Here is a 21924-nt window from a genome sequence, read left to right as displayed (position 1 = left end):
TGTGAGGAGAGGGTGGGGGGAAGAGTGACGGCAGACGTCCACAGAGACGTAAAAAGCCACGGCGTTGAACATTTTTTCAGCGCCTTTTTTATTTACGCGCGGGAAGGAAATCCCTACGCAAACGTTTTCTTTTTCTGTTAGAATTCGCCCCGAACTGGATGACAGGGCGTTAAATCGTGGGACACATATGGTCTGGATTGATTACGCCATCATTGCGGTGATTGGTTTTTCCTGTCTGGTTAGCCTGATCCGTGGCTTTGTTCGTGAAGCGTTATCGCTGGTAACCTGGGGTTGTGCTTTCTTTGTTGCCAGTCATTACTACACTTACCTGTCTGTCTGGTTCACGGGCTTTGAAGATGAACTGGTCCGAAATGGAATCGCTATCGCGGTGCTGTTTATCGCGACGCTGATTGTCGGCGCTATCGTAAATTACGTGATAGGTCAGCTGGTCGAGAAAACCGGTCTGTCAGGAACAGACAGGGTACTCGGGATCTGTTTCGGCGCACTACGAGGCGTGCTGATTGTGGCCGCGATCCTGTTCTTCCTGGATACCTTTACCGGGTTCTCCAAAAGTGAAGACTGGCAAAAATCGCAGCTCATTCCAGAGTTCAGTTTCATCATCAGATGGTTCTTTGACTATCTGCAAAGCTCGTCGAGTTTCTTGCCCAGAGCGTAATGCGCTCTGAGATGTGGCTTAACGAGGAAAAGACGAATGTGCGGTATTGTCGGTATCGCCGGTTTCATGCCGGTAAACCAGTCGATTTATGACGCGTTAACGGTGCTCCAGCACCGTGGGCAGGATGCTGCGGGTATCATCACCATTGATGCAAACAACTGCTTCCGTTTACGTAAGGCGAATGGTCTGGTAAATGATGTGTTTGAAGCCCGCCATATGCAGCGTCTGCAAGGTAATATGGGGATCGGTCACGTTCGTTATCCTACTGCTGGCAGTTCCAGCGCCTCTGAGGCTCAGCCTTTCTACGTCAACTCACCGTATGGCATCACGCTTGCCCACAATGGCAACCTGACCAACGCGCACGAGCTGCGTAAGAAGTTGTTCGAAGAGAAACGTCGCCACATTAACACCACCTCTGATTCTGAAATTCTGCTCAATATCTTTGCCAGCGAGCTGGATAACTTCCGTCACTACCCGCTGGAAGCAGACAACATTTTTGCCGCCGTTGCCGCGACTAACCGCCAGATCCGTGGTGCGTATGCCTGCGTGGCGATGATTATCGGCCACGGGATGGTTGCCTTCCGCGATCCAAACGGCATCCGCCCGCTGGTACTCGGTAAGCGCGATCTCGGTGATGGTCGTACCGAATACATGGTTGCCTCTGAAAGCGTGGCGCTGGATACCCTGGGCTTCGAGTTCCTGCGTGATGTTGCGCCTGGCGAAGCGGTCTATATCACTGAGAAGGGCCAGCTGTTCACCCGCCAGTGTGCTGACAACCCGGTGAGCAATCCGTGCCTGTTTGAATATGTTTACTTCGCCCGTCCGGACTCGTTTATCGACAAGATTTCCGTTTACAGCGCGCGCGTGAACATGGGGACAAAACTTGGCGAGAAGATTGCCCGCGAATGGGACGATCTGGATATCGACGTCGTTATTCCTATTCCGGAAACGTCCTGCGATATCGCTCTGGAAATCGCCCGCATTCTGGACAAGCCATACCGTCAGGGGTTTGTGAAAAACCGCTACGTTGGTCGTACCTTTATCATGCCGGGTCAGCAGCTGCGCCGTAAGTCCGTGCGTCGTAAACTGAACGCAAACCGCGCTGAGTTCCGCGATAAAAACGTCCTGCTGGTGGATGACTCCATCGTTCGCGGCACCACCTCAGAACAGATTATTGAGATGGCGCGCGAAGCGGGTGCGAAGAAAGTGTATCTGGCCTCAGCCGCACCGGAAATTCGTTTCCCGAACGTGTACGGCATCGATATGCCAACCGCCAACGAGCTGATCGCTCACGGTCGTGAAGTGGACGAAATTCGTCAGATCATCGGTGCCGACGGCCTGATTTTCCAGGATCTGAACGATCTTATCGACGCAGTACGCGCTGAGAACCCGGATATTCAGCAGTTCGAATGCTCCGTGTTTAATGGCGTCTACGTGACGAAAGACGTTGACCAGCAGTACCTCGACTACCTTGATTCGCTGCGCAACGACGATGCGAAAGCCGTCCAGCTGCAAAACGATCTCGAAAGTTTAGAGATGCACAACGAAGGTTGATGTCTGTGCAAGTGAGGGCATTTGCCCTCACTTGCAACTCCCCGCAAAATGCTGCACAGTCTGCCCTGAAATCAGTTAGGGCGAAAATCATGAAACGACTCATTGTTGGGCTCAGTGGTGCCAGTGGCGCGATTTACGGCGTACGTCTGTTACAGGTGCTGCGCGACGTGGCAGAAGTGGAAACGCATCTGGTCATGAGCCAGGCGGCACGTCAGACCCTCTCTCTTGAAACCGACCTCTCACTGCGTGATGTCCAGGCGCTGGCGGATGTGGTTCACGATGCCCGCGATATCGCCGCCAGCATCTCCTCTGGCTCGTTTAAAACGGCCGGCATGGTTATCCTGCCATGTTCCATTAAAACGCTCTCCGGCATTGTAAACAGCTATACCGACACGCTGGTGACCCGCGCCGCGGACGTGGTGCTGAAGGAGCGTCGTCCTCTGGTTCTCTGCGTGCGGGAAACGCCGCTGCACCTGGGCCATCTGCGTTTAATGACTCAGGCTGCTGAACTCGGCGCGGTGATCATGCCACCGGTACCGGCGTTCTATCACCGGCCCGTTTCACTGGATGATGTGATTAATCAGACGGTTAACCGCGTTCTCGATCAGTTTGATATCGACCTGCCCGAAGACCTCTTCACCCGCTGGCAGGGTGCCTGAATCTGTGCACCCACAGCGTGCATGAAAAGATAACGTGCCCTGTTTCAGGGCAATTATGCAACGGCGATCATATCCTCGACATTTAATTCGCTTTTTCCCTTTTTCTCTTTCCGGTTCGTTCGGCAGACCTGCTATCTTTCACCATTAAGGCAATATCGCAACGTTTTATTAACATATTTAACGTCGAACTTTTCACCAGACGGCAATGTGGCATAAGACCTGCAAGAGAAGCCTGCAACACAACACACAACACACAACACAATACATAATAAAATCACGGTACTTGAGGGTAAATGTATGAAGAAGACGGTTCTGGCTCTGTCTTTGCTGGTGGGGTTAAGTGCGGCAGCAGGTAGCTACGCAGCGCTTCCACAGACAGTTCGTATCGGTACAGACGCAACCTACGCGCCATTCTCTTCCAAGGATGCGAAAGGCGATTTCGTTGGGTTTGATATCGATCTGGGAAATGAAATGTGCAAACGCATTGCGGTGAAATGCACATGGGTGGGCAGCGACTTTGATGCGTTAATCCCGTCGCTGAAAGCCAAGAAAATCGACGCCATTATCTCTTCTCTCTCTATCACCGAAAAACGTCAGCAGGAGATTGCCTTCTCTGACAAGCTTTACGCTGCAGATTCACGTCTGATTGCCGCTAAAGGCTCCCCGATTCAACCCACCATCGACTCGCTGAAAGGCAAGCATGTCGGCGTGCTTCAGGGCTCAACGCAGGAAGGGTTTGCCAATGCGAACTGGCGTGAGAAGGGCGTCGACGTGGTGGCGTACCAGAACCAGGATCTGATCTACTCTGACCTGGCGGCAGGCCGTCTGGATGCGGCATTCCAGGATGAAGTCGCCGCGAGCGAAGGCTTCCTGAAACAGCCAGCGGGCAAAGAGTACGCTTTTGCTGGCCCGTCCGTGAAAGACAAAAAGTACTTTGGTGACGGTACGGGTATCGGCCTGCGTAAGGATGATACCGAGCTGAAAGCCGCCTTCGACAAAGCGTTTGCTGAGCTGCGTAAAGACGGTACCTACGACAAACTGGCGAAGAAATACTTCGACTTCAACGTCTACGGTGACTAATACCTGACGACAATGCACTGCTGAGGTGCATTGTCGGGCGGGATGATCCAATATGGTGCAATTAATGCACTGTATTGGATCGCTGTGTGCATACTTACGCATTTATAATGCAAAAAATCCCGGCCCAAAGGCATTATTCTTTGCCTGACGGAGGGGATTGATGGCACATTAGCACCACCCCGTCGTCGTAAAAATCCCGTATGTAGACAGTTTGTTGAGGACAGATATGAAAAAACTAGTATTGTCACTTTCTCTGGTGCTGGCCTTTTCCAGCGCCACCGCGGCATTCGCAGCAATTCCGCAGAAAATTCGAATCGGTACCGATCCTACCTATGCACCGTTCGAATCGAAGAATTCTAAAGGTGAATTGGTTGGTTTTGACATCGATCTGGCCAACGAACTGTGCAAACGCATCAAAGCGCAGTGTACCTACGTTGAGAACCCACTGGACGCGCTGATCCCGTCGCTGAAAGCGAAAAAAATCGACGTGATTATGTCCTCGCTCTCCATCACTGAAAAACGCCAGCAGGAGATTGCTTTCACGGACAAACTCTACGCGGCAGATTCACGTCTGGTCGTCGCCAAATCTTCCGACATTCAGCCCACTCTCGAGTCGCTGAAAGGCAAACGCGTGGGCGTGCTGCAGGGGACTACTCAGGAAACCTACGGTAACGAACACTGGGCGCCGAAAGGGATTGAAATCGTCTCTTATCAGGGCCAGGAAAATATCTACGCTGACCTGACGGCAGGCCGCATTGACGCAGCGTTCCAGGATGAAGTCGCGGCGAGCGAAGGCTTCCTGAAGCAGCCGGTCGGCAAAGACTATAAGTTTGGCGGTCCATCCATCAAGGATGTGAAGTTGTTTGGTGTAGGCACCGGTATGGGCCTGCGCAAGGAAGACAACGAACTGCGAGAAGCGCTGAACAAAGCGTTTGCCGAAATGCGCGCTGACGGCACGTACGAGAAAATTGCGAAAAAATACTTCGATTTCAATGTTTACGGCGGCTAATCGCCCCGTCAAATAACGTGCAGCCCCTCCCACTGTGGGAGGGGAAAAGACACGGTTCCACCACTCACGATACGACAGGGCTCGCGGTATGCTGTACGGATTTTCTGGCGTTATTTTACAGGGCGCGCTTGTCACCCTTGAGCTGGCTCTCAGCTCCGTGGTGCTGGCGGTGCTGATAGGTCTGGCGGGCGCAGGGGCGAAGCTTTCAGCTAACAAGCCGCTGGCGCTGATTTTTGAAGGCTATACGACGCTGATTCGCGGTGTTCCCGATCTGGTGCTGATGCTTCTGATCTTTTACGGTCTGCAGATTGCGCTTAACAGCGTGACGGACGCAATGGGTATGGGACAAATCGATATCGACCCGATGGTGGCCGGTATCATTACGCTCGGTTTTATCTACGGGGCCTACTTCACCGAAACCTTCCGCGGCGCGTATATGGCTGTGCCGAAAGGCCACATTGAAGCGGCAACCGCATTCGGTTTCACCTCCTCACAGACGTTTCGTCGAATCATGTTCCCGGCCATGATGCGCTATGCGCTTCCAGGTATCGGTAACAACTGGCAGGTTATTCTTAAGGCAACCGCGCTGGTCTCTCTGCTTGGCCTGGAAGATGTGGTGAAAGCGACCCAGCTTGCCGGCAAAAGCACCTGGGAGCCGTTCTACTTTGCGGTGGTATGTGGCGTAATCTATCTGGTCTTTACGACCGCCTCCAATGGTGTGCTGCTTCTGCTCGAACGTCGCTACTCCGTGGGTGTGAAGAGGGCTGATCTGTGATTGAGATTATTCAGGAATACTGGAAATCGCTGCTGTGGACAGATGGCTATCGCTTCACCGGCGTTGCCATTACGCTCTGGCTTCTGATCTCCTCCGTGGTGATGGGCGGCATTCTGGCGGTATTTCTTGCCATTGGTCGTGTGTCGAACAATAAATTTATCCAGTTCCCAATCTGGCTGTTTACCTATGTGTTTCGCGGTACGCCGCTGTACGTGCAACTGCTGGTGTTCTATTCGGGGATGTACACGCTTGAGATCGTAAAAGGCACTGAAATGCTCAATGCGTTCTTCCGCAGCGGTCTGAACTGTACGGTGCTGGCATTGACGCTCAATACCTGCGCCTATACCACCGAGATTTTCGCAGGGGCGATTCGCTCTGTCCCGTACGGTGAGATTGAAGCGGCGCGTGCGTACGGCTTCTCCTCCGTGAAGCTTTACCGTTGCATCATTCTGCCATCGGCGCTGCGTATTGCGTTACCGGCGTACAGTAACGAAGTGATTCTGATGCTGCACTCCACGGCGCTGGCCTTTACCGCCACGGTGCCGGACTTACTGAAGATTGCCCGGGATATTAACTCGGCAACCTATCAGCCGTTTACCGCATTCGGTATTGCGGCAGTGCTTTATTTGATAATTTCATACGTCCTGATTAGCCTGTTCCGTAAGGCAGAAAAACGCTGGTTGCAGCATATAAAACCTTCTTCGACGCACTGAGAATGATGATGGCTGAGAACAAATTAAACGTTATTGATCTGCACAAACGCTACGGCGAACATGAAGTGCTGAAAGGGGTGTCGCTGCAGGCAAACGCGGGCGATGTCATCAGTATTATCGGCTCATCCGGCTCCGGTAAAAGTACTTTCCTGCGCTGCATTAACTTCCTCGAAAAACCGAGCGAAGGCTCAATTGTGGTGAGCGGGCAGAACATCAATCTGGTGCGTGACAAAGACGGCCAGCTGAAGGTGGCGGATAAAAATCAGCTGCGTCTGTTGCGTACGCGCCTGACGATGGTTTTCCAGCACTTTAATCTCTGGAGCCATATGACGGTGCTGGAGAACGTAATGGAAGCGCCAATCCAGGTGCTGGGTCTCAGCAAACAGGACGCCCGCGACCGTGCGGTGAAATACCTGGCGAAAGTGGGTATTGATGAGCGCCAGCAGATGAAGTATCCGGTACATCTGTCCGGCGGGCAGCAGCAACGTGTATCCATTGCCCGCGCGCTGGCGATGGAGCCGGAAGTCTTGCTGTTCGACGAACCGACCTCCGCGCTGGACCCGGAACTCGTTGGCGAAGTGCTGCGCATCATGCAGAAGCTGGCCGAAGAGGGCAAAACGATGGTGGTGGTGACGCACGAGATGGGCTTTGCCCGGAACGTCTCTAACCACGTCATCTTCCTGCATCAGGGTAAAATCGAGGAGCAGGGGCATCCCGATGAGGTGTTAGCGAACCCGCAAAGCCCACGTTTACAGCAGTTCCTGAAGGGGTCTTTGAAGTAGGTTTTGCCTTTTCCCTCTCCCGGTGGGAGAGGGCCGGAGTGTGGGCATCAGACCGCACCACACTCCAGTCGATACACCCAGTCGTCATACCGCACACCGTTAATCTCATACGCTTTTTCCAGCACCTGCGTGCGCACAAAACCCGCTTTCTCCAGTACCCGGACTGACCCGCCGTTGTCTGCCAGCACATATGCGTTAATCGCCTTTACGCCCGTCTGGTTAAATGCGTAGTCACACACCGCGCGCAGTGCCTCACTGGCGATGCCCTGGCCCTGCGCGGCAGGCACGACCGTATAGCCGATATCCGCCTCTTCACGATTTTCAGCGCTGATTTGCAGGCCGATATCGCCCAGCGGGGTCTCTTCATCGCGTAAGCGGATAACGAACACATGCGCTGCCGTCAGACGTGCGGCAAACAGGCGTCGGGTCTCTTTTTCCGGGGCGATAGCGGCCATATACTGCATGATGGCGCGATCCTCGCGCAGGGCACGGAAAAAAGGCCAGTCAGTGGGTTCGAAGGGGGTGAGATGGAGCCGGGGAGTGGTAATGGTTGCCATAGATATGCCATTTCGTCGGAACATGGCATATCACTGTAACATTATCTCACCACATCCCCCAGCGCCTCTTCTAAGTCATACCAGCGGAACGCAAACCCGGCCGCTTCCAGCCGTTTTGGCAGGGCCCGTTGCCCGCCTAATACCAGCACGGACGCTTCACCCATCATCAGGCGGATCACCGTAGCAGGCACGCGCAAAATCGCCGGGCGATGCAGGGCATGTCCGAGAGCATGGGCAAACTGTTCGTTACGCACCGGGTAGGGCGCAACCATATTAAACGGCCCGCGCAGATCGTTATCCAGCAGCCAGAGAATACCGTTGACCATATCGTCGATATGGATCCATGCCAGATACTGACGGCCATTGCCGATTGGCCCGCCAAGACCGAGCCTGAAAGGGGGGAGCATCTTCGCCAGAATGCCGCCTTTCGGGGCAAGGACCACACCGGTGCGTAGCAGGCAGACGCGGGTATGATCGCTTTGCGCAGCACAGGCGATACGCTCCCACTGGGCGCAAAGTTTATGGGTGAACTCGTTGTGGGGCGGCTCTTCTTCCGTTACCACCACCTCGCCGAGATCGCCGTAATACCCTACGGCAGAACCCGAAATGAGAACCGACGGCGGGGTATGACTGTTGCGGATAAGCTCAACCAGCTTCTCGGTAAGGGTCCACCGGCTGCTGCACAGGAGCTGTTTTTGTTCTTCCGTCCAGCGCTTATCGGCGATCGGTTCGCCTGCCAGGTTGATGACGGCGTCAAACCCGTCCAGATTCTGCTGCTCGGCCAGATTTCTCCAGATGTCGATACCTGCGCCCAGTACCTGGCGCGCTTTCTCTGGACTGCGCGTCACCACGGTGATGTCGTGATGCAACGCCTGCAGACGCGCAATGAGATGGCGACCAATCAGGCCGGTACCGCCGGTCAGCAAAATCTTCATACAACCTCCAGGGTTACGCCTGGCGTTGCCAGCTTAACGTCATCGAGACGGAATCGGCGTAACGCAGGGCGTGAAGTTTATCGATCTCTACTTCAGCATAAGTGACCCAGTGATGATCGCGTGCGATGTCGAGCACATCCTGAGTTAATTTTTCCAGTAAAGAGAAGCGGTTGTTTTCCACGTACTGGATGATTTTTTTGGTTATCGTGCGGTAGTTCAGCGCATCATTAATATCTTCGCTGGCCCGCGCTTTATCAGCCGGGTAGTGGATAACCACATTAATCACGATATCCTGACGGTTGGCGATCTCTTCCTCTTTGATACCGATGAAGGTGCGTAGGCGTAAATTTTTTATACGAATAATAGCGTCATGCTGTGACATTGCAGGTCTTCTCCGTGTCAGAATTACCTTCACATAATACATGAGAGCCTCTCCGGCACACACCAGCCACCGGCTTAAATTTGCTGGATTTTTTGCATGGCGCGTTCGGTGGCCGGACGCGTGCGGATTCGTTCAAACCAGTTGTTCACCGCCGGGTAAGACGCCAGGTCAATGCGGTGCTTTTCATGGGTATTCACCCAGGGCCAGCAGGCAATGTCGGCGATGCTGTAATGATCCCCGCCGAGCCACGGTGCTTTCTCCAGCCGACGGTTCAGAACGCCGTATAACCGCTGGGTTTCCACCTGATAGCGTTCGATAGCATAAGGAATCGGCTGCGGTGCGTAGGCGGTAAAATGGTGGTTTTGTCCGAGCATTGGCCCCAGACCGCTCGTCTGCCAGAAAAGCCACTGCAGCGTGTGGTGACGCTCGCGCAACTCTCCGCTCAGCAATTTGCCTGTCTTCTCTGCCAGATAGAGCAATATTTCTCCGGATTCAAACAGGCTCAACGGCTTGCCCCCATCGGCAGGATGGTTATCAATAATGGCCGGGATTTTATTGTTTGGCGATATAGCCAGAAAGAGAGGACTGAACTGATCGCCTTTGCTGATATCCACGCGAATGATCCTGTAATCCAGTTCGGCTTCCTCAAGAAAGAGGGTGATCTTATGGCCGTTCGGGGTGGGGGCATAATAAAGGTCGATCATTCTCAACTCCTGTCAGTGAAAATAGTGACGCCATGAAAAATGAGTATAGGTGGTTGTTGTAAATCGTGAGTTTTCATCAAGTGACAGCGAGGCAAAGAGATTATATGTTGAATGAAAACCGATCAGCCGATGAGGATGTTATGAACCAGCCCGTAATCACGTTATGGTCCGATGCAGATTTCTTTTCTCCCTATGTTCTGAGCGCGTATGTGGCGCTGGCCGAAAAAGGACTGTCATTTACGCTAAAGACGGTGGATCTGGACGGCGGTGAACATCTGAAACCACAGTGGCAGGGCTACGCCCTGACCCGTCGCGTGCCGGTGCTGGACATTGATGGCTTCGCGCTGAGTGAATCGTCGGCGATCGATGAGTATCTGGAAGATCGGTTCGCACCTCCTGAGTGGGAGCGCATCTACCCTCACGATCTGCAAAAACGTGCCCGCGCACGTCAGATCCAGGCGTGGCTGCGCAGCGATCTGGTGCCGATTCGCGTGGAACGCTCCACGGATGTGGTGTTTGCCGGGGTGAAAAAACCGGCGCTGAGTAAAGACGGTGCGGCCAGTGCCCAAAAACTGATCGATACCGCGTCTTCTCTGCTGGCTCATGGTAATCCGAATTTATTCGGCGAGTGGTGTATTGCCGATACCGATCTGGCGCTGATGCTGAACCGTCTGATCCTCAATGGAGATGAGGTGCCTCAGCTGCTGGTGGATTATGCCGCGTTTCAGTGGCAACGCGCCTCAGTGCAGCGCTATGTGGCACTCTCCGCTAAGCGGGCGGGCTGATATAGCCTGACGCTTCAGGTATGATAGGGCAGTCTGATTTCCAGGGAGTGACTGATGAAACTGATGTTTGCGTCTGATATCCATGGTTCGCTGCCCGCGACCGAGCGTGTTCTTTCTCTGTTTGCTCAAAGCGGGGCGCAATGGCTGGTGATTCTGGGGGATGTGTTAAATCATGGTCCGCGCAATGCGCTGCCGGAAGGCTATGCACCGGCGCAGGTAGCGGAAAAACTCAACCAGTATGCTTCGCGCATTATCGCCGTTCGCGGTAACTGCGACAGTGAAGTGGACCAGATGTTGCTGGATTTTCCCATCACTGCCCCCTGGCAACAGGTGCTGATGGAAAATAGCCGTCTGTTCCTGACCCATGGTCATCTTTTTAGCCCGGAAAATCTCCCGGCACTGGCGGCTGGCGATGTCCTGGTTTACGGTCATACTCATATTCCGGTGGCAGAAAAACGCGGCGAGATGTATCACTTTAACCCCGGTTCGGTCAGCATACCGAAAGGTGGAAATCCAGCAAGCTATGGCATGCTCGATGAGAATACGTTAAGCGTAATCGCACTTAATGATCAGCAAGTTATTGCGCAAATAGCGATTAATCCGTAAGTTACACCTCAACTGCAAACGCGCCGAAAGAGCGCTTAGACGAGAAGGTTTCCCGATGGTGGAGCAGAGTCATTTGGCAAGTACAGAGTGGGTTGACATTGTCAACGAAGAGAATGAAGTGATCGCGCAGGCCAGCCGCGAACAAATGCGCGCGGAGCGTCTGCGTCACCGTGCGACATACATCGTTGTGCATGACGGGATGGGCAAAATTCTGGTTCAGCGCCGCACGGACACCAAAGATTTTCTCCCTGGTATGCTGGATGCAACTGCAGGCGGCGTTGTTCAGGCGGATGAAGTTCTGCTGGACTCCGCGCGTCGTGAAGCGGAAGAAGAGTTAGGGATTGCCGGCGTGCCGTTTGCCGAGCATGGTCAGTTCTATTTCGAGGACGAGCATTGCCGCGTTTGGGGCGGGCTGTTTAGCTGCGTTTCCCATGGCCCGTTCGCCCTGCAGGAAGAAGAAGTGAGCGAAGTGAACTGGATGACGCCGGAAGAAATTACCGCGCGTTGCGACGAGTTCACCCCGGATTCGTTAAAAGCGCTGGCGCTGTGGATGACCCGCAACGCTAAAAACGAATCCACGAAAGCGGAAAAAGAGGAAGAGGCGGAGTAAGCCTCAACAGCTCTCCCGCAGACACAGGCTGGACGCGATAGGTTTATGATCGCGCCAGTCTCCATCATTCAGACGTTCCAGTAACGCGCGTCCCGCTTCAATCCCAATCTTACGATGTGGCACAGCCATGGTCGTCAGCGGTGGCTGACAGACCCGGCTGACGTCGCTATCGCCAAAACCCACCACGGCCAGATCGTCCGGTACTTTTATACGCCGACGCTGGCATTCATAAAGTGCCCCGCAGGCCAGTTCATCCGACACGCACACCAGTGCATCCAGCTCTGGCCACGCCAGCAGGAACTCCGGCAGTTGCGCCGCACCCGTGGAAAAACTCGGTGGCATGGCGGCGTTAATCACCCGGTTTGGTGACATATGGTGGCGAAGCATCGCTTTGTACCAGCCCTGTAAATGCTGCTGGAAAATCCACTGCTCCTGGTTAGCGCACAGCAGGCCAATATTCTGGTAGCCGCGCTTAATAACCATCTCCGTCAGTTCGTACATCGCCGCGACGTTATCAATCCCGATATTCATATCGATAGGATCGGCGCGCATGGCCCCCATCTCCATGACCGGAATGGAGGCGTTTTTCAGCCAGTGGCGGACAGTATCGGAGTGTTCAACGCTGAGCAAAATCGCAGCGGCAATGTTCGACGCCAGCAGCGTCTCCAGCAATTTTTCTTCCTGCTCGAGTCGATGCTGTGATTCGGCCAGCATGATCTGGTATCCGGCAGGCTGCAGCACCTGCTGAAGCCCGGCGAACATCTCCGAGCAACCGGATTCGGAGAGATTAGGAACGACCATCGCAATCGTCCATGACGATGCCGAGGCCAGCGCGCTGGCAGCAAGATTAGGCATGTAACCCAATTCCTGTACAGCGGCTTCTATTTTTTCTCGCAGTTTATTGGAAACCTGTTCAGGCGTGCGGAGTGCACGGGACACGGTCATCGTGCCCACCCCGGCAAGCTGTGCGACATCGGCGAGTGTCACTTTACCGGTACTGCGCCGTTTTCGGGTTAGAGACATACACCTTCCTGCTGACCAGACGCGTTTTTATTATCATCCTTCGTTTCACGTGAAACGCAGTATACGCCTTAAATCCCTTTTTTTGCTGTGAATTCACACCATGATTACAATTTGATAGCGCTATCACACTTCTGAATGTTAGCGATTGGTAGCGCTATCTTTGTGATCCCGATCGCAGTCAATATGGGATGTGTTGAATAAAGTTTGCTCATCTTTTGCATTGTGGCGGGACGGAGAAATGCTGAAAAAGTGGATATATGATACAACCATCACGCTGCAGGAGAGCGTGGAAAGCTGGCCGCAGGCGCTGGAAATATGTGCGAAACCGTTGCTGGATCTGCAGGTGATTGGCCCGGAATACGTGACGGCCATCATTGAGCAGCATCATGCATTAGGACCTTATTATGTGCTGGCACCAGGGCTGGCCATGCCGCATGCGCGGCCGGAAGAGGGGGCCAAAGGATTAGGCCTCTCATTATTAAAACTGAAAAAGGGAGTCTCTTTTGGTGCCGGCGAGTTCGATCCCGTGGATGTTATTATTATGCTCGCGGCGCCGGATAAACACAGTCACATCGACATGATCTCTGCCCTCGCTGAATTATTTTCCAGCGACGACGATATGGCTGAATTGCATCAGGCGAATACTCTGGAGGATATTAAAACGATTATTGACCGCTTCTGATTTAATTCTCTCATCCGATTTATCACAACATTACGTTTAGCGTGATGGGGCGTGCTCTACTCAAAAAAAGGGGACAACAATGAAAATTATGGCTATTTGCGGTTCAGGCCTGGGCAGTAGTTTTATGGTCGAAATGAATATTAAAAAGGTGCTCAAGAAGCTGGCCATTGACGCCGACGTTGAACACTCCGATCTCTCCTCGGCAACGCCGGGTGCCGCCGATCTTTTCGTGATGGCGAAGGACATTGCCGCCAGTGCCAGCGTGCCGGAAAGCCAGCTGGTGGTGATCAACAACATCATTGATATCAACGAACTCGAAGCGCAGCTCCGCGCCTGGTTCGACAGACAATAATCCTGATAAGGCGAGGTGGATATGTTTATCCTTGAAACGCTGAATTTCGTTGTTGATATATTAAAAGTCCCGTCGGTTCTGGTGGGCTTAATAGCCTTAATTGGCCTGGTCGCTCAAAAGAAATCTTTTTCTGATGTGGTGAAAGGGACCATTAAAACCATACTCGGTTTTATTGTGCTTGGCGGCGGGGCCACGGTGCTGGTTGGGTCATTAAACCCGTTAGGCGGAATGTTTGAACACGCCTTTAATATTCAGGGCATTATTCCCAATAACGAGGCAATTGTTTCTATTGCGCTAGAGAAATACGGTGCCTCTACCGCGCTGATTATGGCATTCGGTATGGTGGCAAATATCATTGTCGCCCGCTTTACGCGTCTGAAGTATATCTTCCTGACCGGGCATCACACCTTCTACATGGCATGCATGATTGGGGTCATCCTCACCGTGGCGGGCTTTGAGGGCGTTGGTCTGGTCTTTACCGGGTCGCTGATCCTCGGTCTGGTGATGGCCTTCTTCCCGGCGCTGGCACAGCGTTACATGAAGCGCATTACCGGCAACGATGACATCGCTTTTGGTCACTTCGGTACCCTGGGCTATGTTCTCTCCGGCTGGATTGGCAGCAAGTTCGGCAAAGGCTCTCGCTCGACTGAAGAGATGAACCTGCCGAAGAACCTGAGCTTCCTGCGCGACAGCTCTATCTCCATCTCGCTGACCATGATGATCATCTACCTGATCATGGCGGTGAGCGCCGGGCGTGACTACGTTGAGGCGACCTTCAGCGGCGGTCAGAACTACCTGGTCTATGCCATCATCATGGCCATCACGTTCGCCGCGGGGGTGTTCATCATCCTGCAGGGTGTGCGCCTGATTCTGGCGGAAATCGTCCCGGCCTTTACCGGCTTTTCTGAAAAACTGGTGCCGAATGCACGTCCGGCTCTGGACTGCCCGGTTGTCTATCCGTATGCGCCAAATGCGGTGCTGATTGGCTTCCTGTTCAGCTTCCTTGGCGGGCTGGTGGGTCTGTTTATCTGTGGGCAGTTCAGCTGGGTGCTGATTCTGCCTGGTGTGGTGCCGCACTTCTTCACCGGCGCTACCGCGGGCGTGTTTGGTAACGCCACCGGGGGACGTCGTGGAGCGATGATTGGTGCGTTTGCCAACGGCCTGCTGATCACCTTCCTGCCGGTTCTGCTGCTGCCGGTGCTGGGGGCAATTGGATTTGCCAATACCACGTTCTCGGACGCTGACTTTGGCGCTGTCGGGATCGTGCTGGGTAACCTGGCGCGCTTCCTGTCGCCGCTTGCCATCACCGGCCTTGTTGTGGCGTTGTTCGCACTGCTGGTGGCGTACAACGTGTTCGCTAAAAACAAATCTGCGGGCGATAACGCGCAGGAAAACACCGGAGCCAAATCATGAATGAGAATGAGATAACCCATCTGGCGCGTCAGATCCGCCTTGAAACGCTGAAAATGCTGACCCTGCTGGGCTTTGGTCACTACGGCGGCAGTATGTCGGTTGTTGAAACCCTGGCCGTGTTGTACGGCGCAGTGATGAAAATTGACCCGGCCGACCCGGACTGGCCAGAGCGTGACTACTTTGTCTTGTCAAAAGGACACGCTGGCCCGGCGCTGTACAGCACCCTGGCGATCAAAGGCTATTTCCCGATGGAAGAGCTGAGCACGCTGAACCAGAACGGTACGCGTCTGCCGAGCCATCCGGACCGGCTAAAAACGCGCGGCGTGGATGCCACCACCGGCTCGCTGGGGCAGGGGATTTCCATCGCCGGTGGAATGGCGCTATCGCATAAGCTGGCGGGACGCCCCAACCGGGTTTTCTGTATCGTCGGCGACGGCGAGCTGAACGAAGGGCAGTGCTGGGAAGCGTTCCAGTTTATTGCACACCATCGCCTGAATAACCTGACGGTATTCGTTGACTGGAACAAACAACAGCTTGATGGCGAACTCGACGACATTATCTGTGCGTTCGATCTGGAAGGAAAATTCCGTGCCTTCGGGTTTGACGTGGTGACGGTGAAAGGAGATGACATTCCGGCACTGCTGGAGGTGACATCGCTGGTTCCGGCGGCGGATGCTCGCCCGCTGGTGGTGATCCTCGACAGTATCAAAGGGCAGGGCGTGCCGTATCTGGAGCAACTGAGTAACTCGCACCATCTGCGATTAACCGCCGAGAGCAAGGCGGCCCTCAACGAGACGATTCGCCAACTGGAGGCTTCACATGATTAAGGTTGCACCTGCAGGTCAGAAAGACGCCGTCGAGATGCGTAAAGTCTACGCGGGGTTTGTGGCACAGCAGATTGAAGCCGGGAGCGACATTATCGCCCTCGAAGCGGATCTGATGAGCTCAATGGCGATGGATGGCGTGGCGCGTGATTATCCGCAGCATGTGATTAACTGCGGCATCATGGAAGCTAACGTTATAGGGACGGCGGCGGGGCTGTCGCTGACCGGACGCAAGCCGTTTGTGCATACCTTTACCGCCTTCGCCAGCCGTCGCTGTTTCGATCAGCTGTTTATGTCCCTGGACTACCAGCGTAACAATGTGAAGGTCATTGCCTCAGATGCCGGCGTGACGGCCTGTCATAACGGCGGCACGCATATGTCGTTTGAAGATATGGGCATCGTGCGGGGGCTTGCCCATTCGGTGGTGCTGGAGGTAACGGATGCGGTGATGTTTGAAGATGTACTGCGCCAGCTTATTGACCTCGAAGGTTTCTACTGGGTGCGTACCATCCGTAAGCAGGCCCCGAGCGTGTATGCGCCGGGTTCGACATTTACGCTTGGCAAGGGCAACGTACTGCGCGAAGGCAGTGACATCACCCTGATTGCCAACGGCATTATGGTGGCGGAAGCGCTTGAAGCGGCGCGTCAGCTCGAACAGGAGGGCGTCAGCGCCGCGGTGATCGACATGTTTACCCTTAAGCCGATTGACCGGATGCTGGTGAAAAACTACGCCGAGAAAACCGGACGTATCGTGACCTGCGAAAACCACAGCATTCATAACGGGCTGGGATCGGCAGTGGCGGAAGTGCTGGTGGAAACCTGTCCGGTGCCGATGCGCCGGGTGGGCGTGAAGGAGCGTTACGGTCAGGTGGGGACACAGGACTTCCTGCAGAAGGAGTATGGCCTGACGGCACACGACATTGTGTCGGCGGCGAGGGAGTTGTTGTAAATAAAAAAGGCGACCCGAGGGTCGCCTTTTTAGTCAGTAACGTATTACTGCTGTTGTGAAGACTGGATCGCGGTCAGAGCGATGGTGTAGACGATATCGTCAACCAGCGCGCCACGGGACAGGTCGTTCACAGGTTTGCGCATACCCTGCAGCATTGGCCCGATGGAGATCAGGTCTGCAGAACGCTGTACCGCTTTGTAGGTGGTGTTACCGGTGTTCAGATCCGGGAAGATGAACACGGTAGCGCGACCCGCAACCGGTGAGTTCGGTGCTTTGGATTTCGCAACGTCAGCCATAACCGCGGCATCATACTGCAGTGGACCGTCGATCATCAGGTCAGGACGTTTTTCCTGCGCCAGACGCGTCGCTTCACGGACTTTCTCTACATCGCTACCTGCACCAGAAGTACCGGTGGAGTAGGAGAGCATTGCCACGCGAGGTTCAATACCGAAGGCAATCGCGGAATCGGCAGACTGAATAGCAATCTCAGCCAGCTGCTCTGCAGTTGGATCCGGGTTGATCGCACAGTCACCGTAAACGTAAACCTGTTCAGGCAGCAGCATGAAGAACACGGAAGACACCAGAGAACTGCCTGGCGCCGTTTTGATCAGCTGCAGCGGTGGACGGATGGTGTTCGCCGTGGTGTGAACCGCACCGGAAACCAGACCGTCAACTTCGTCCTGCTCCAGCATCAGCGTGCCCAGCACAACGTTGTCTTCAAGCTGCTCACGCGCAACGGCTTCGGTCATGCCCTTGCTCTTACGCAGCTCAACCAGGCGCGCAACGTAGCTTTCGCGAACCACTTCCGGGTCGACGATTTCAATACCTGCACCCAGCTCAACGCCCTGAGAGGCAGCAACGCGGTTAATTTCATCCGGGTTACCCAGCAGCACACAGGTCGCGATGCCGCGCTCTGCACAGATGGCAGCCGCTTTAACGGTACGTGGTTCGTCGCCTTCTGGCAGAACAACACGTTTGCCCGCTTTACGCGCCAGCTCGGTCAACTGGTAACGGAAGGCCGGAGGAGACAGACGACGGCTGCGCTCGGAGGTTGCCGTCAGGGATTCAATCCAGTCTGCGTTGATGTAGCCCGCAACGTATTCCTGCACTTTCTCGATACGCTCATGGTCATCAACCGGCACTTCCAGGTTGAAGCTCTGCAGGCTCAGAGAGGTCTGCCAGGTGTTGGTGTTCACCATAAAGACTGGCAGGCCAGTGGCGAACGCACGCTCGCACAGCTTGCTTACGCGTGGATCCATCTCGTAAGCACCGGTCAGCAGAATGGCACCGATTTCCACACCGTTCATCGCGGCCAGACACGCAGCAACCAGCACGTCAGGACGGTCAGCGGAGGTCACGAGCAGGGAGCCTGCGCGGAAGTGTTCCAGCATGTGCGGAATGCTACGCGCACAGAAGGTCACAGACTTCACGCGGCGGGTGTTGATGTCGCCTTCGTTAATCACGGTAGCGTTCAGGTGACGCGCCATGTCGATTGCACGGGTAGCAATCAGGTCGAAGCTCCATGGCACCACGCCCAGTACTGGCAGCGGGCTGGAATCCTGCAGAGTCGCCGGATCAACTTTAACCACTTTCGCTTTAGAAGAGTCATCGAAGATTTCGGACAGGTCAGGACGGGTACGACCTTGTTCATCAACCGGTGCGTTCAGTTTGTTAACGATAACGCCGGTGATGTTGGTATTTTTCGCGCCGCCGAAGCTGCTGCGGGTCAGTTCGATACGCTCTTTCAGCTGTTCCTGATTATCGGTACCCTGGGACATGACGAACACGATTTCCGCATTCAGCGTTTTCGCGATTTCGAAGTTGAGAGACTGAGCGAACTGGTGTTTGCGGGTCGGGACCAGGCCTTCAACCAGCACCACTTCCGCGTCTTGCGTGTTAGCGTGATAGTTGGCGATGATCTCTTCCATCAGCACGTCTTTCTGATTGCTGGAGAGCAGAGATTCAACGTGGCTCATCTTCAGCGGTTCAGCCGCTGGAAGATTGGAGTTCTTACGCACGATGGTGGTGGTCTGGTCTGGCGCATCGCCACCGGCACGAGGCTGGGCGATAGGCTTAAAGACGCTCAGACGAACGCCTTTGCGTTCCATAGCACGGATAACGCCAAGGCTGACGCTGGTCAGACCGACGCTGGTTCCGGTAGGGATCAGCATAATAGTACGGGACACGGTTTATCCTCTTTCGTTACCGCCGACAGGGGGCGGGCTACAAAACAGCACCGCCAGCATTGCTGGCGGTGTGGAATCAGGCAGTCAGGCGGTGCGCGTCTTGCGCGATGACCAGCTCTTCGTTAGTTGGGATAACGATAGCCGGACGGGTGCCTTCTTTGTTGATGAAGCCAGACTTGCCGAAGCGGGCAGCCAGGTTACGCTCGTGGTCAACTTCGAAGCCCAGAACGCCCAGTTTACCCAGGGACAGTTCACGAACCATTGCCGCGTTCTCACCGATACCACCGGTGAAGATAACCGCGTCCAGACGACCGTCCATCAGCGCAGTGTAAGAGCCGATGTACTTCGCCAGACGGTGGCAGTAAACGTCCATTGCACGTTTAGCGTCTGCTTTTTCTGCGTAGTTGTCTTCAACATAACGGCAGTCGCTGGTGACTTCGGTCAGACCCAGCAGGCCGGACTCTTTGGTCAGCATTTTGTTGATCTGATCAACGCTCATGCCCAGGGTGTCGTGCAGGTGGAAGATGATAGCCGGGTCGATGTCACCGGAACGGGTACCCATCACCAGACCTTCCAGCGGGGTCAGACCCATGGATGTATCAACACATTTACCGTTGCGGATAGCAGAAACAGAACCACCGTTGCCCAGGTGGCAGGTGATGATGTTAACTTCTTCAACCGGCTTGTTCAGCAGTTTAGCGGCTTCCTGAGTCACATAGAAGTGGCTGGTGCCGTGCGCGCCGTAGCGACGGACGCCGTGCTCTTTGTAGAGGCTGTACGGCAGGGCATAGAGGTAAGATTCTTCCGGCATGGTCTGGTGGAACGCAGTGTCGAACACAGCCACGTTTTTGTCTTTCAGCTGCGGGAAGGATTTCAGCGCTTCAGCGATACCGATCAGGTGAGCTGGGTTGTGCAGCGGTGCGAAAGAGGCAGAGTCTTTAATGCCCTGAATAACCGTTTCGTCGATAACGACGGAACTGGTGTATTTTTCGCCGCCGTGGACGATACGGTGACCAATCGCAGTCAGCTGAGCAGACAGTTCTGGTTTTTGTGCCAGAATAGTGTTAACGATAAAGTTCAGCGCTTCACTGTGAGCGGCGCCTGCACCTAAAGCCGCTTCCTGTTTGCTGCCGTCCATCTTCCACTTGATACGTGCTTCAGGCAGATGGAAACATTCGGCCAAACCAGAGAGGTATTCGTCACCGTTGAGCGCATCGATGATGGCGAATTTCAGTGAGGAGCTACCGCAGTTCAGAACCAGTACTAACTTACTCGACATGGAAGTACCTATTATTGATACGTGGCTAAAAAAACGTCAGGGAGTCTAAAAGCGTAACGCATAATGACTCAGACATTTATGATTAACATCATGCCAAACGAACATTGTGGCATGATGGAAGAAATACATATGATTTTATGCCATTTTGAACATTTTTCAGCCAATGGCATAATATGCGATAATTTGACGAGTTAATGGTTCTCGTCTAAGGGCCTATCAGGCTGGCACAGAATACCCGATACGGGGTGCTGATGACAAAATATTTTGAACGTTGTCATAGCCTGTTGTGGTTTTGCACGAAAATTTTAATTTTTATATGTGAAGTTGAGGTACAGCCATGTCGACACCAGAGAACCCGTCCGTGAATTTTTTCAGTCTGTTTCGTCGGGGACAGCATTACGCAAAGACGTGGCCAATGGAAAAGCGCCTTGCGCCCATGTTTATTGAGAATCGCACGATCCGCGCCACGCGCTATGCGATTCGCTTTATGCCACCTGTCGCCATCTTTACGCTCTGCTGGCAAATCGCGCTGGGCGGGCAGCTTGGCCCGGCCGTTGCGACGGCACTTTTCGCGTTAAGTCTGCCGATGCAGGGTCTGTGGTGGTTAGGTAAACGTTCTATCACGCCACTCCCGCCTTCTATTTTACACTGGTTTTATGAAGTTCGCGGGAAACTGGAGGAAGCCGGGCAGGCGCTTGCCCCGGTCGAAGGCAAGCCCGATTACCAGGCGCTGGCTGACACGCTCAAGCGCGCTTTTAAGCAACTCGACAAAACATTCCTCGATGACTTGTGATTGATCATCGAAACGACGAATAAAAGAAGGCACAGTAACTCACCGTTACCGTGTCTTTTTTTTACAGTGCAATGCGCTACAGGAGTCGAAAGATGGAAATGACCCATGCTCAACGTCTGATTTTGTCCAACCAGTACAAAATGATGACTATGCTTGATCCCGATAACGCTGAGCGCTACAGCCGCCTGCAGACAATCGTCGAACGTGGCTTCGGTTTACAGATGCGTGAACTGGACCGCGAGTTTGGTGAGATGAAAGAAGAAACCTGCCGCACCGTGATCGACATTATGGAGATGTATCACGCCCTGCATGTTTCCTGGACCAATCTCAAAGATCAGCAGTCCATTGACGAACGTCGCGTCACCTTCCTGGGCTTTGATGCCGCAACGGAAGCGCGTTATCTGAGCTATGTGCGTTTTATGGTGAACACGGAAGGGCGCTATACCCATTTTGACGCGGGCACACACGGCTTCAATGCGCAGACCCCAATGTGGGAAAAATATCAGCGCATGCTGAGCGTCTGGCACGCCTGCCCGCGCCAGTACCATTTAAGTAACAATGAGATTCAACAAATAATTAATGCCTGACGGAGGTGC

At 54.0% G+C, this 21924-nt stretch carries 25 protein-coding genes; 18 read left to right on the top strand and 7 right to left on the bottom strand.

Annotated elements, in window-relative coordinates:
- Nucleotides 1-187: 187 nt before the first annotated feature.
- The 8 genes from cvpA (at nt 188) to hisP (ending at nt 7248) form a co-directional block, all read left to right on the top strand.
- Nucleotides 188-676, top strand: a complete 489-nt coding sequence (gene cvpA, locus QLG09_RS01315) for a colicin V production protein (protein ID WP_000262116.1) — start codon at nt 188-190, stop codon at nt 674-676.
- 36 nt (nt 677-712) lie between these two features.
- A complete protein-coding gene (gene purF / locus QLG09_RS01310) occupies nt 713-2230 on the top strand; it encodes an amidophosphoribosyltransferase (RefSeq protein ID WP_014171028.1) in 1518 nt (505 codons plus the stop codon).
- An 89-nt stretch (nt 2231-2319) separates the two neighbouring features.
- Nucleotides 2320-2889 (top strand): UbiX family flavin prenyltransferase, encoded by a 570-nt coding sequence (locus tag QLG09_RS01305; RefSeq protein ID WP_014171027.1) that lies wholly within the window; start codon nt 2320-2322, stop codon nt 2887-2889.
- Nucleotides 2890-3186: 297 nt separating this feature from the next.
- Nucleotides 3187-3969, top strand: a complete 783-nt coding sequence (gene argT, locus QLG09_RS01300; protein ID WP_014171026.1) for a lysine/arginine/ornithine ABC transporter substrate-binding protein ArgT — start codon at nt 3187-3189, stop codon at nt 3967-3969.
- A 226-nt stretch (nt 3970-4195) separates the two neighbouring features.
- Nucleotides 4196-4978, top strand: coding sequence for a histidine ABC transporter substrate-binding protein HisJ (gene hisJ, locus QLG09_RS01295; RefSeq protein ID WP_020883126.1), 783 nt, complete (start codon nt 4196-4198; stop codon nt 4976-4978).
- An 88-nt stretch (nt 4979-5066) separates the two neighbouring features.
- Nucleotides 5067-5753, top strand: a complete 687-nt coding sequence (locus QLG09_RS01290) for a histidine ABC transporter permease HisQ (RefSeq protein WP_020883127.1) — start codon at nt 5067-5069, stop codon at nt 5751-5753.
- Complete coding sequence (locus QLG09_RS01285) at nt 5750-6466, top strand: ABC transporter permease (protein ID WP_008502590.1); 717 nt, start codon at nt 5750-5752, stop codon at nt 6464-6466. The genes QLG09_RS01290 and QLG09_RS01285 overlap by 4 nt, the downstream gene beginning before the upstream one ends.
- 8 nt (nt 6467-6474) lie before the next feature.
- Nucleotides 6475-7248 carry a histidine ABC transporter ATP-binding protein HisP gene (hisP, locus tag QLG09_RS01280; protein WP_020883129.1) on the top strand — a complete coding sequence of 258 codons (774 nt, stop codon included), beginning with the start codon at nt 6475-6477 and terminating at the stop codon, nt 7246-7248.
- Between the two features lie 47 nt (nt 7249-7295).
- Here hisP and QLG09_RS01275 read toward each other — a convergent pair whose 3' ends face one another.
- From QLG09_RS01275 to yfcG, 4 genes are all read right to left on the bottom strand, one after another.
- Complete coding sequence (locus QLG09_RS01275; RefSeq protein WP_032678617.1) at nt 7296-7805, bottom strand: GNAT family N-acetyltransferase; 510 nt, start codon at nt 7803-7805, stop codon at nt 7296-7298.
- Between the two features lie 41 nt (nt 7806-7846).
- Nucleotides 7847-8740, bottom strand: a complete 894-nt coding sequence (locus QLG09_RS01270; protein WP_014171021.1) for a TIGR01777 family oxidoreductase — start codon at nt 8738-8740, stop codon at nt 7847-7849.
- A 13-nt stretch (nt 8741-8753) separates the two neighbouring features.
- Complete coding sequence (folX, locus tag QLG09_RS01265) at nt 8754-9122, bottom strand: dihydroneopterin triphosphate 2'-epimerase (protein WP_032680550.1); 369 nt, start codon at nt 9120-9122, stop codon at nt 8754-8756.
- A 74-nt stretch (nt 9123-9196) separates the two neighbouring features.
- Entirely contained in the window at nt 9197-9826 is a 630-nt protein-coding gene (gene yfcG / locus QLG09_RS01260; RefSeq protein WP_020883132.1) for a GSH-dependent disulfide bond oxidoreductase, read from the bottom strand.
- Between the two features lie 140 nt (nt 9827-9966).
- On the opposite strand from yfcG, the gene yfcF reads away from it, so the two are divergent.
- Genes yfcF through yfcD form a run of 3 tightly spaced genes read left to right on the top strand, consistent with a single transcriptional unit; the run spans nt 9967 to nt 11827 of the window.
- On the top strand, nt 9967-10611 hold the full coding sequence (gene yfcF, locus QLG09_RS01255) for a glutathione transferase (protein WP_049022765.1): 645 nt from the start codon (nt 9967-9969) through the stop codon (nt 10609-10611).
- 54 nt (nt 10612-10665) lie between these two features.
- Entirely contained in the window at nt 10666-11217 is a 552-nt protein-coding gene (gene yfcE / locus QLG09_RS01250) for a phosphodiesterase (RefSeq protein ID WP_014171017.1), read from the top strand.
- 55 nt (nt 11218-11272) lie between these two features.
- Nucleotides 11273-11827 carry an NUDIX hydrolase YfcD gene (gene yfcD / locus QLG09_RS01245; RefSeq protein ID WP_014171016.1) on the top strand — a complete coding sequence of 185 codons (555 nt, stop codon included), beginning with the start codon at nt 11273-11275 and terminating at the stop codon, nt 11825-11827.
- A 3-nt stretch (nt 11828-11830) separates the two neighbouring features.
- Here the strand turns inward: yfcD and QLG09_RS01240 are convergent, their stop codons facing one another.
- Nucleotides 11831-12850, bottom strand: coding sequence for a LacI family DNA-binding transcriptional regulator (locus QLG09_RS01240; RefSeq protein ID WP_049022766.1), 1020 nt, complete (start codon nt 12848-12850; stop codon nt 11831-11833).
- Nucleotides 12851-13088: 238 nt separating this feature from the next.
- On the opposite strand from QLG09_RS01240, the gene QLG09_RS01235 reads away from it, so the two are divergent.
- From QLG09_RS01235 to QLG09_RS01215, 5 genes are all read left to right on the top strand, one after another.
- The gene (locus QLG09_RS01235) at nt 13089-13532 is read left to right on the top strand and encodes a PTS sugar transporter subunit IIA (protein ID WP_025203579.1); all 444 of its coding nucleotides are present in this window, start codon (nt 13089-13091) and stop codon (nt 13530-13532) included.
- A 79-nt stretch (nt 13533-13611) separates the two neighbouring features.
- The gene (locus tag QLG09_RS01230; RefSeq protein WP_014171013.1) at nt 13612-13884 is read left to right on the top strand and encodes a PTS sugar transporter subunit IIB; all 273 of its coding nucleotides are present in this window, start codon (nt 13612-13614) and stop codon (nt 13882-13884) included.
- 21 nt (nt 13885-13905) lie between these two features.
- Nucleotides 13906-15297 (top strand): PTS ascorbate transporter subunit IIC, encoded by a 1392-nt coding sequence (locus tag QLG09_RS01225; protein ID WP_020883137.1) that lies wholly within the window; start codon nt 13906-13908, stop codon nt 15295-15297.
- Nucleotides 15294-16124 carry a transketolase gene (locus QLG09_RS01220; protein ID WP_049022768.1) on the top strand — a complete coding sequence of 277 codons (831 nt, stop codon included), beginning with the start codon at nt 15294-15296 and terminating at the stop codon, nt 16122-16124. Before QLG09_RS01225 ends, QLG09_RS01220 begins: the two co-directional genes overlap by 4 nt.
- Nucleotides 16117-17070 (top strand): transketolase family protein, encoded by a 954-nt coding sequence (locus QLG09_RS01215; RefSeq protein ID WP_049022769.1) that lies wholly within the window; start codon nt 16117-16119, stop codon nt 17068-17070. The genes QLG09_RS01220 and QLG09_RS01215 overlap by 8 nt, the downstream gene beginning before the upstream one ends.
- A 44-nt stretch (nt 17071-17114) precedes the next feature.
- Here QLG09_RS01215 and pta read toward each other — a convergent pair whose 3' ends face one another.
- Entirely contained in the window at nt 17115-19256 is a 2142-nt protein-coding gene (gene pta / locus QLG09_RS01210; protein WP_014171009.1) for a phosphate acetyltransferase, read from the bottom strand.
- Nucleotides 19257-19332: 76 nt separating this feature from the next.
- Entirely contained in the window at nt 19333-20535 is a 1203-nt protein-coding gene (gene ackA / locus QLG09_RS01205; protein ID WP_032680553.1) for an acetate kinase, read from the bottom strand.
- 337 nt (nt 20536-20872) lie between these two features.
- Between ackA and yfbV the strand changes: the two genes are divergently transcribed.
- Together yfbV and QLG09_RS01195 are read left to right on the top strand one after the other, a co-directional pair.
- Entirely contained in the window at nt 20873-21328 is a 456-nt protein-coding gene (yfbV, locus tag QLG09_RS01200; RefSeq protein WP_008502875.1) for a terminus macrodomain insulation protein YfbV, read from the top strand.
- 92 nt (nt 21329-21420) lie between these two features.
- The gene (locus tag QLG09_RS01195) at nt 21421-21915 is read left to right on the top strand and encodes a YfbU family protein (RefSeq protein WP_020883140.1); all 495 of its coding nucleotides are present in this window, start codon (nt 21421-21423) and stop codon (nt 21913-21915) included.
- The last annotated feature ends 9 nt before the right edge of the window (nt 21916-21924 follow it).

The sequence above is a fragment of the Enterobacter sp. V89_11 genome, assembly GCF_029967775.1.
Taxonomy (GTDB): domain Bacteria; phylum Pseudomonadota; class Gammaproteobacteria; order Enterobacterales; family Enterobacteriaceae; genus Enterobacter; species Enterobacter ludwigii.
Note: the sequence above shows the minus strand (reverse complement) of the source record. Positions and strands in the feature narration are given on the sequence as shown.

What these genes read in the sequence shown, in the direction of transcription:
- QLG09_RS01225 (WP_020883137.1), top strand. Translation starts at nt 13,906, where the DNA reads ATGTTTATCCTTGAAACGCTGAATTTCGTTGTTGATATATTAAAAGTC.
- QLG09_RS01220 (WP_049022768.1), top strand. Translation starts at nt 15,294, where the DNA reads ATGAATGAGAATGAGATAACCCATCTGGCGCGTCAGATCCGCCTTGAA.
- cvpA (WP_000262116.1), top strand. Translation starts at nt 188, where the DNA reads ATGGTCTGGATTGATTACGCCATCATTGCGGTGATTGGTTTTTCCTGT.
- QLG09_RS01215 (WP_049022769.1), top strand. Translation starts at nt 16,117, where the DNA reads ATGATTAAGGTTGCACCTGCAGGTCAGAAAGACGCCGTCGAGATGCGT.
- yfcD (WP_014171016.1), top strand. Translation starts at nt 11,273, where the DNA reads ATGGTGGAGCAGAGTCATTTGGCAAGTACAGAGTGGGTTGACATTGTC.
- QLG09_RS01240 (WP_049022766.1), bottom strand. Translation starts at nt 12,850, where the DNA reads ATGTCTCTAACCCGAAAACGGCGCAGTACCGGTAAAGTGACACTCGCC.
- purF (WP_014171028.1), top strand. Translation starts at nt 713, where the DNA reads ATGTGCGGTATTGTCGGTATCGCCGGTTTCATGCCGGTAAACCAGTCG.
- hisJ (WP_020883126.1), top strand. Translation starts at nt 4,196, where the DNA reads ATGAAAAAACTAGTATTGTCACTTTCTCTGGTGCTGGCCTTTTCCAGC.
- folX (WP_032680550.1), bottom strand. Translation starts at nt 9,122, where the DNA reads ATGTCACAGCATGACGCTATTATTCGTATAAAAAATTTACGCCTACGC.
- QLG09_RS01195 (WP_020883140.1), top strand. Translation starts at nt 21,421, where the DNA reads ATGGAAATGACCCATGCTCAACGTCTGATTTTGTCCAACCAGTACAAA.
- QLG09_RS01270 (WP_014171021.1), bottom strand. Translation starts at nt 8,740, where the DNA reads ATGAAGATTTTGCTGACCGGCGGTACCGGCCTGATTGGTCGCCATCTC.
- yfbV (WP_008502875.1), top strand. Translation starts at nt 20,873, where the DNA reads ATGTCGACACCAGAGAACCCGTCCGTGAATTTTTTCAGTCTGTTTCGT.
- QLG09_RS01235 (WP_025203579.1), top strand. Translation starts at nt 13,089, where the DNA reads ATGCTGAAAAAGTGGATATATGATACAACCATCACGCTGCAGGAGAGC.
- QLG09_RS01290 (WP_020883127.1), top strand. Translation starts at nt 5,067, where the DNA reads ATGCTGTACGGATTTTCTGGCGTTATTTTACAGGGCGCGCTTGTCACC.
- hisP (WP_020883129.1), top strand. Translation starts at nt 6,475, where the DNA reads ATGGCTGAGAACAAATTAAACGTTATTGATCTGCACAAACGCTACGGC.
- yfcE (WP_014171017.1), top strand. Translation starts at nt 10,666, where the DNA reads ATGAAACTGATGTTTGCGTCTGATATCCATGGTTCGCTGCCCGCGACC.
- yfcF (WP_049022765.1), top strand. Translation starts at nt 9,967, where the DNA reads ATGAACCAGCCCGTAATCACGTTATGGTCCGATGCAGATTTCTTTTCT.
- QLG09_RS01275 (WP_032678617.1), bottom strand. Translation starts at nt 7,805, where the DNA reads ATGGCAACCATTACCACTCCCCGGCTCCATCTCACCCCCTTCGAACCC.
- yfcG (WP_020883132.1), bottom strand. Translation starts at nt 9,826, where the DNA reads ATGATCGACCTTTATTATGCCCCCACCCCGAACGGCCATAAGATCACC.
- QLG09_RS01305 (WP_014171027.1), top strand. Translation starts at nt 2,320, where the DNA reads ATGAAACGACTCATTGTTGGGCTCAGTGGTGCCAGTGGCGCGATTTAC.
- argT (WP_014171026.1), top strand. Translation starts at nt 3,187, where the DNA reads ATGAAGAAGACGGTTCTGGCTCTGTCTTTGCTGGTGGGGTTAAGTGCG.
- QLG09_RS01230 (WP_014171013.1), top strand. Translation starts at nt 13,612, where the DNA reads ATGAAAATTATGGCTATTTGCGGTTCAGGCCTGGGCAGTAGTTTTATG.
- ackA (WP_032680553.1), bottom strand. Translation starts at nt 20,535, where the DNA reads ATGTCGAGTAAGTTAGTACTGGTTCTGAACTGCGGTAGCTCCTCACTG.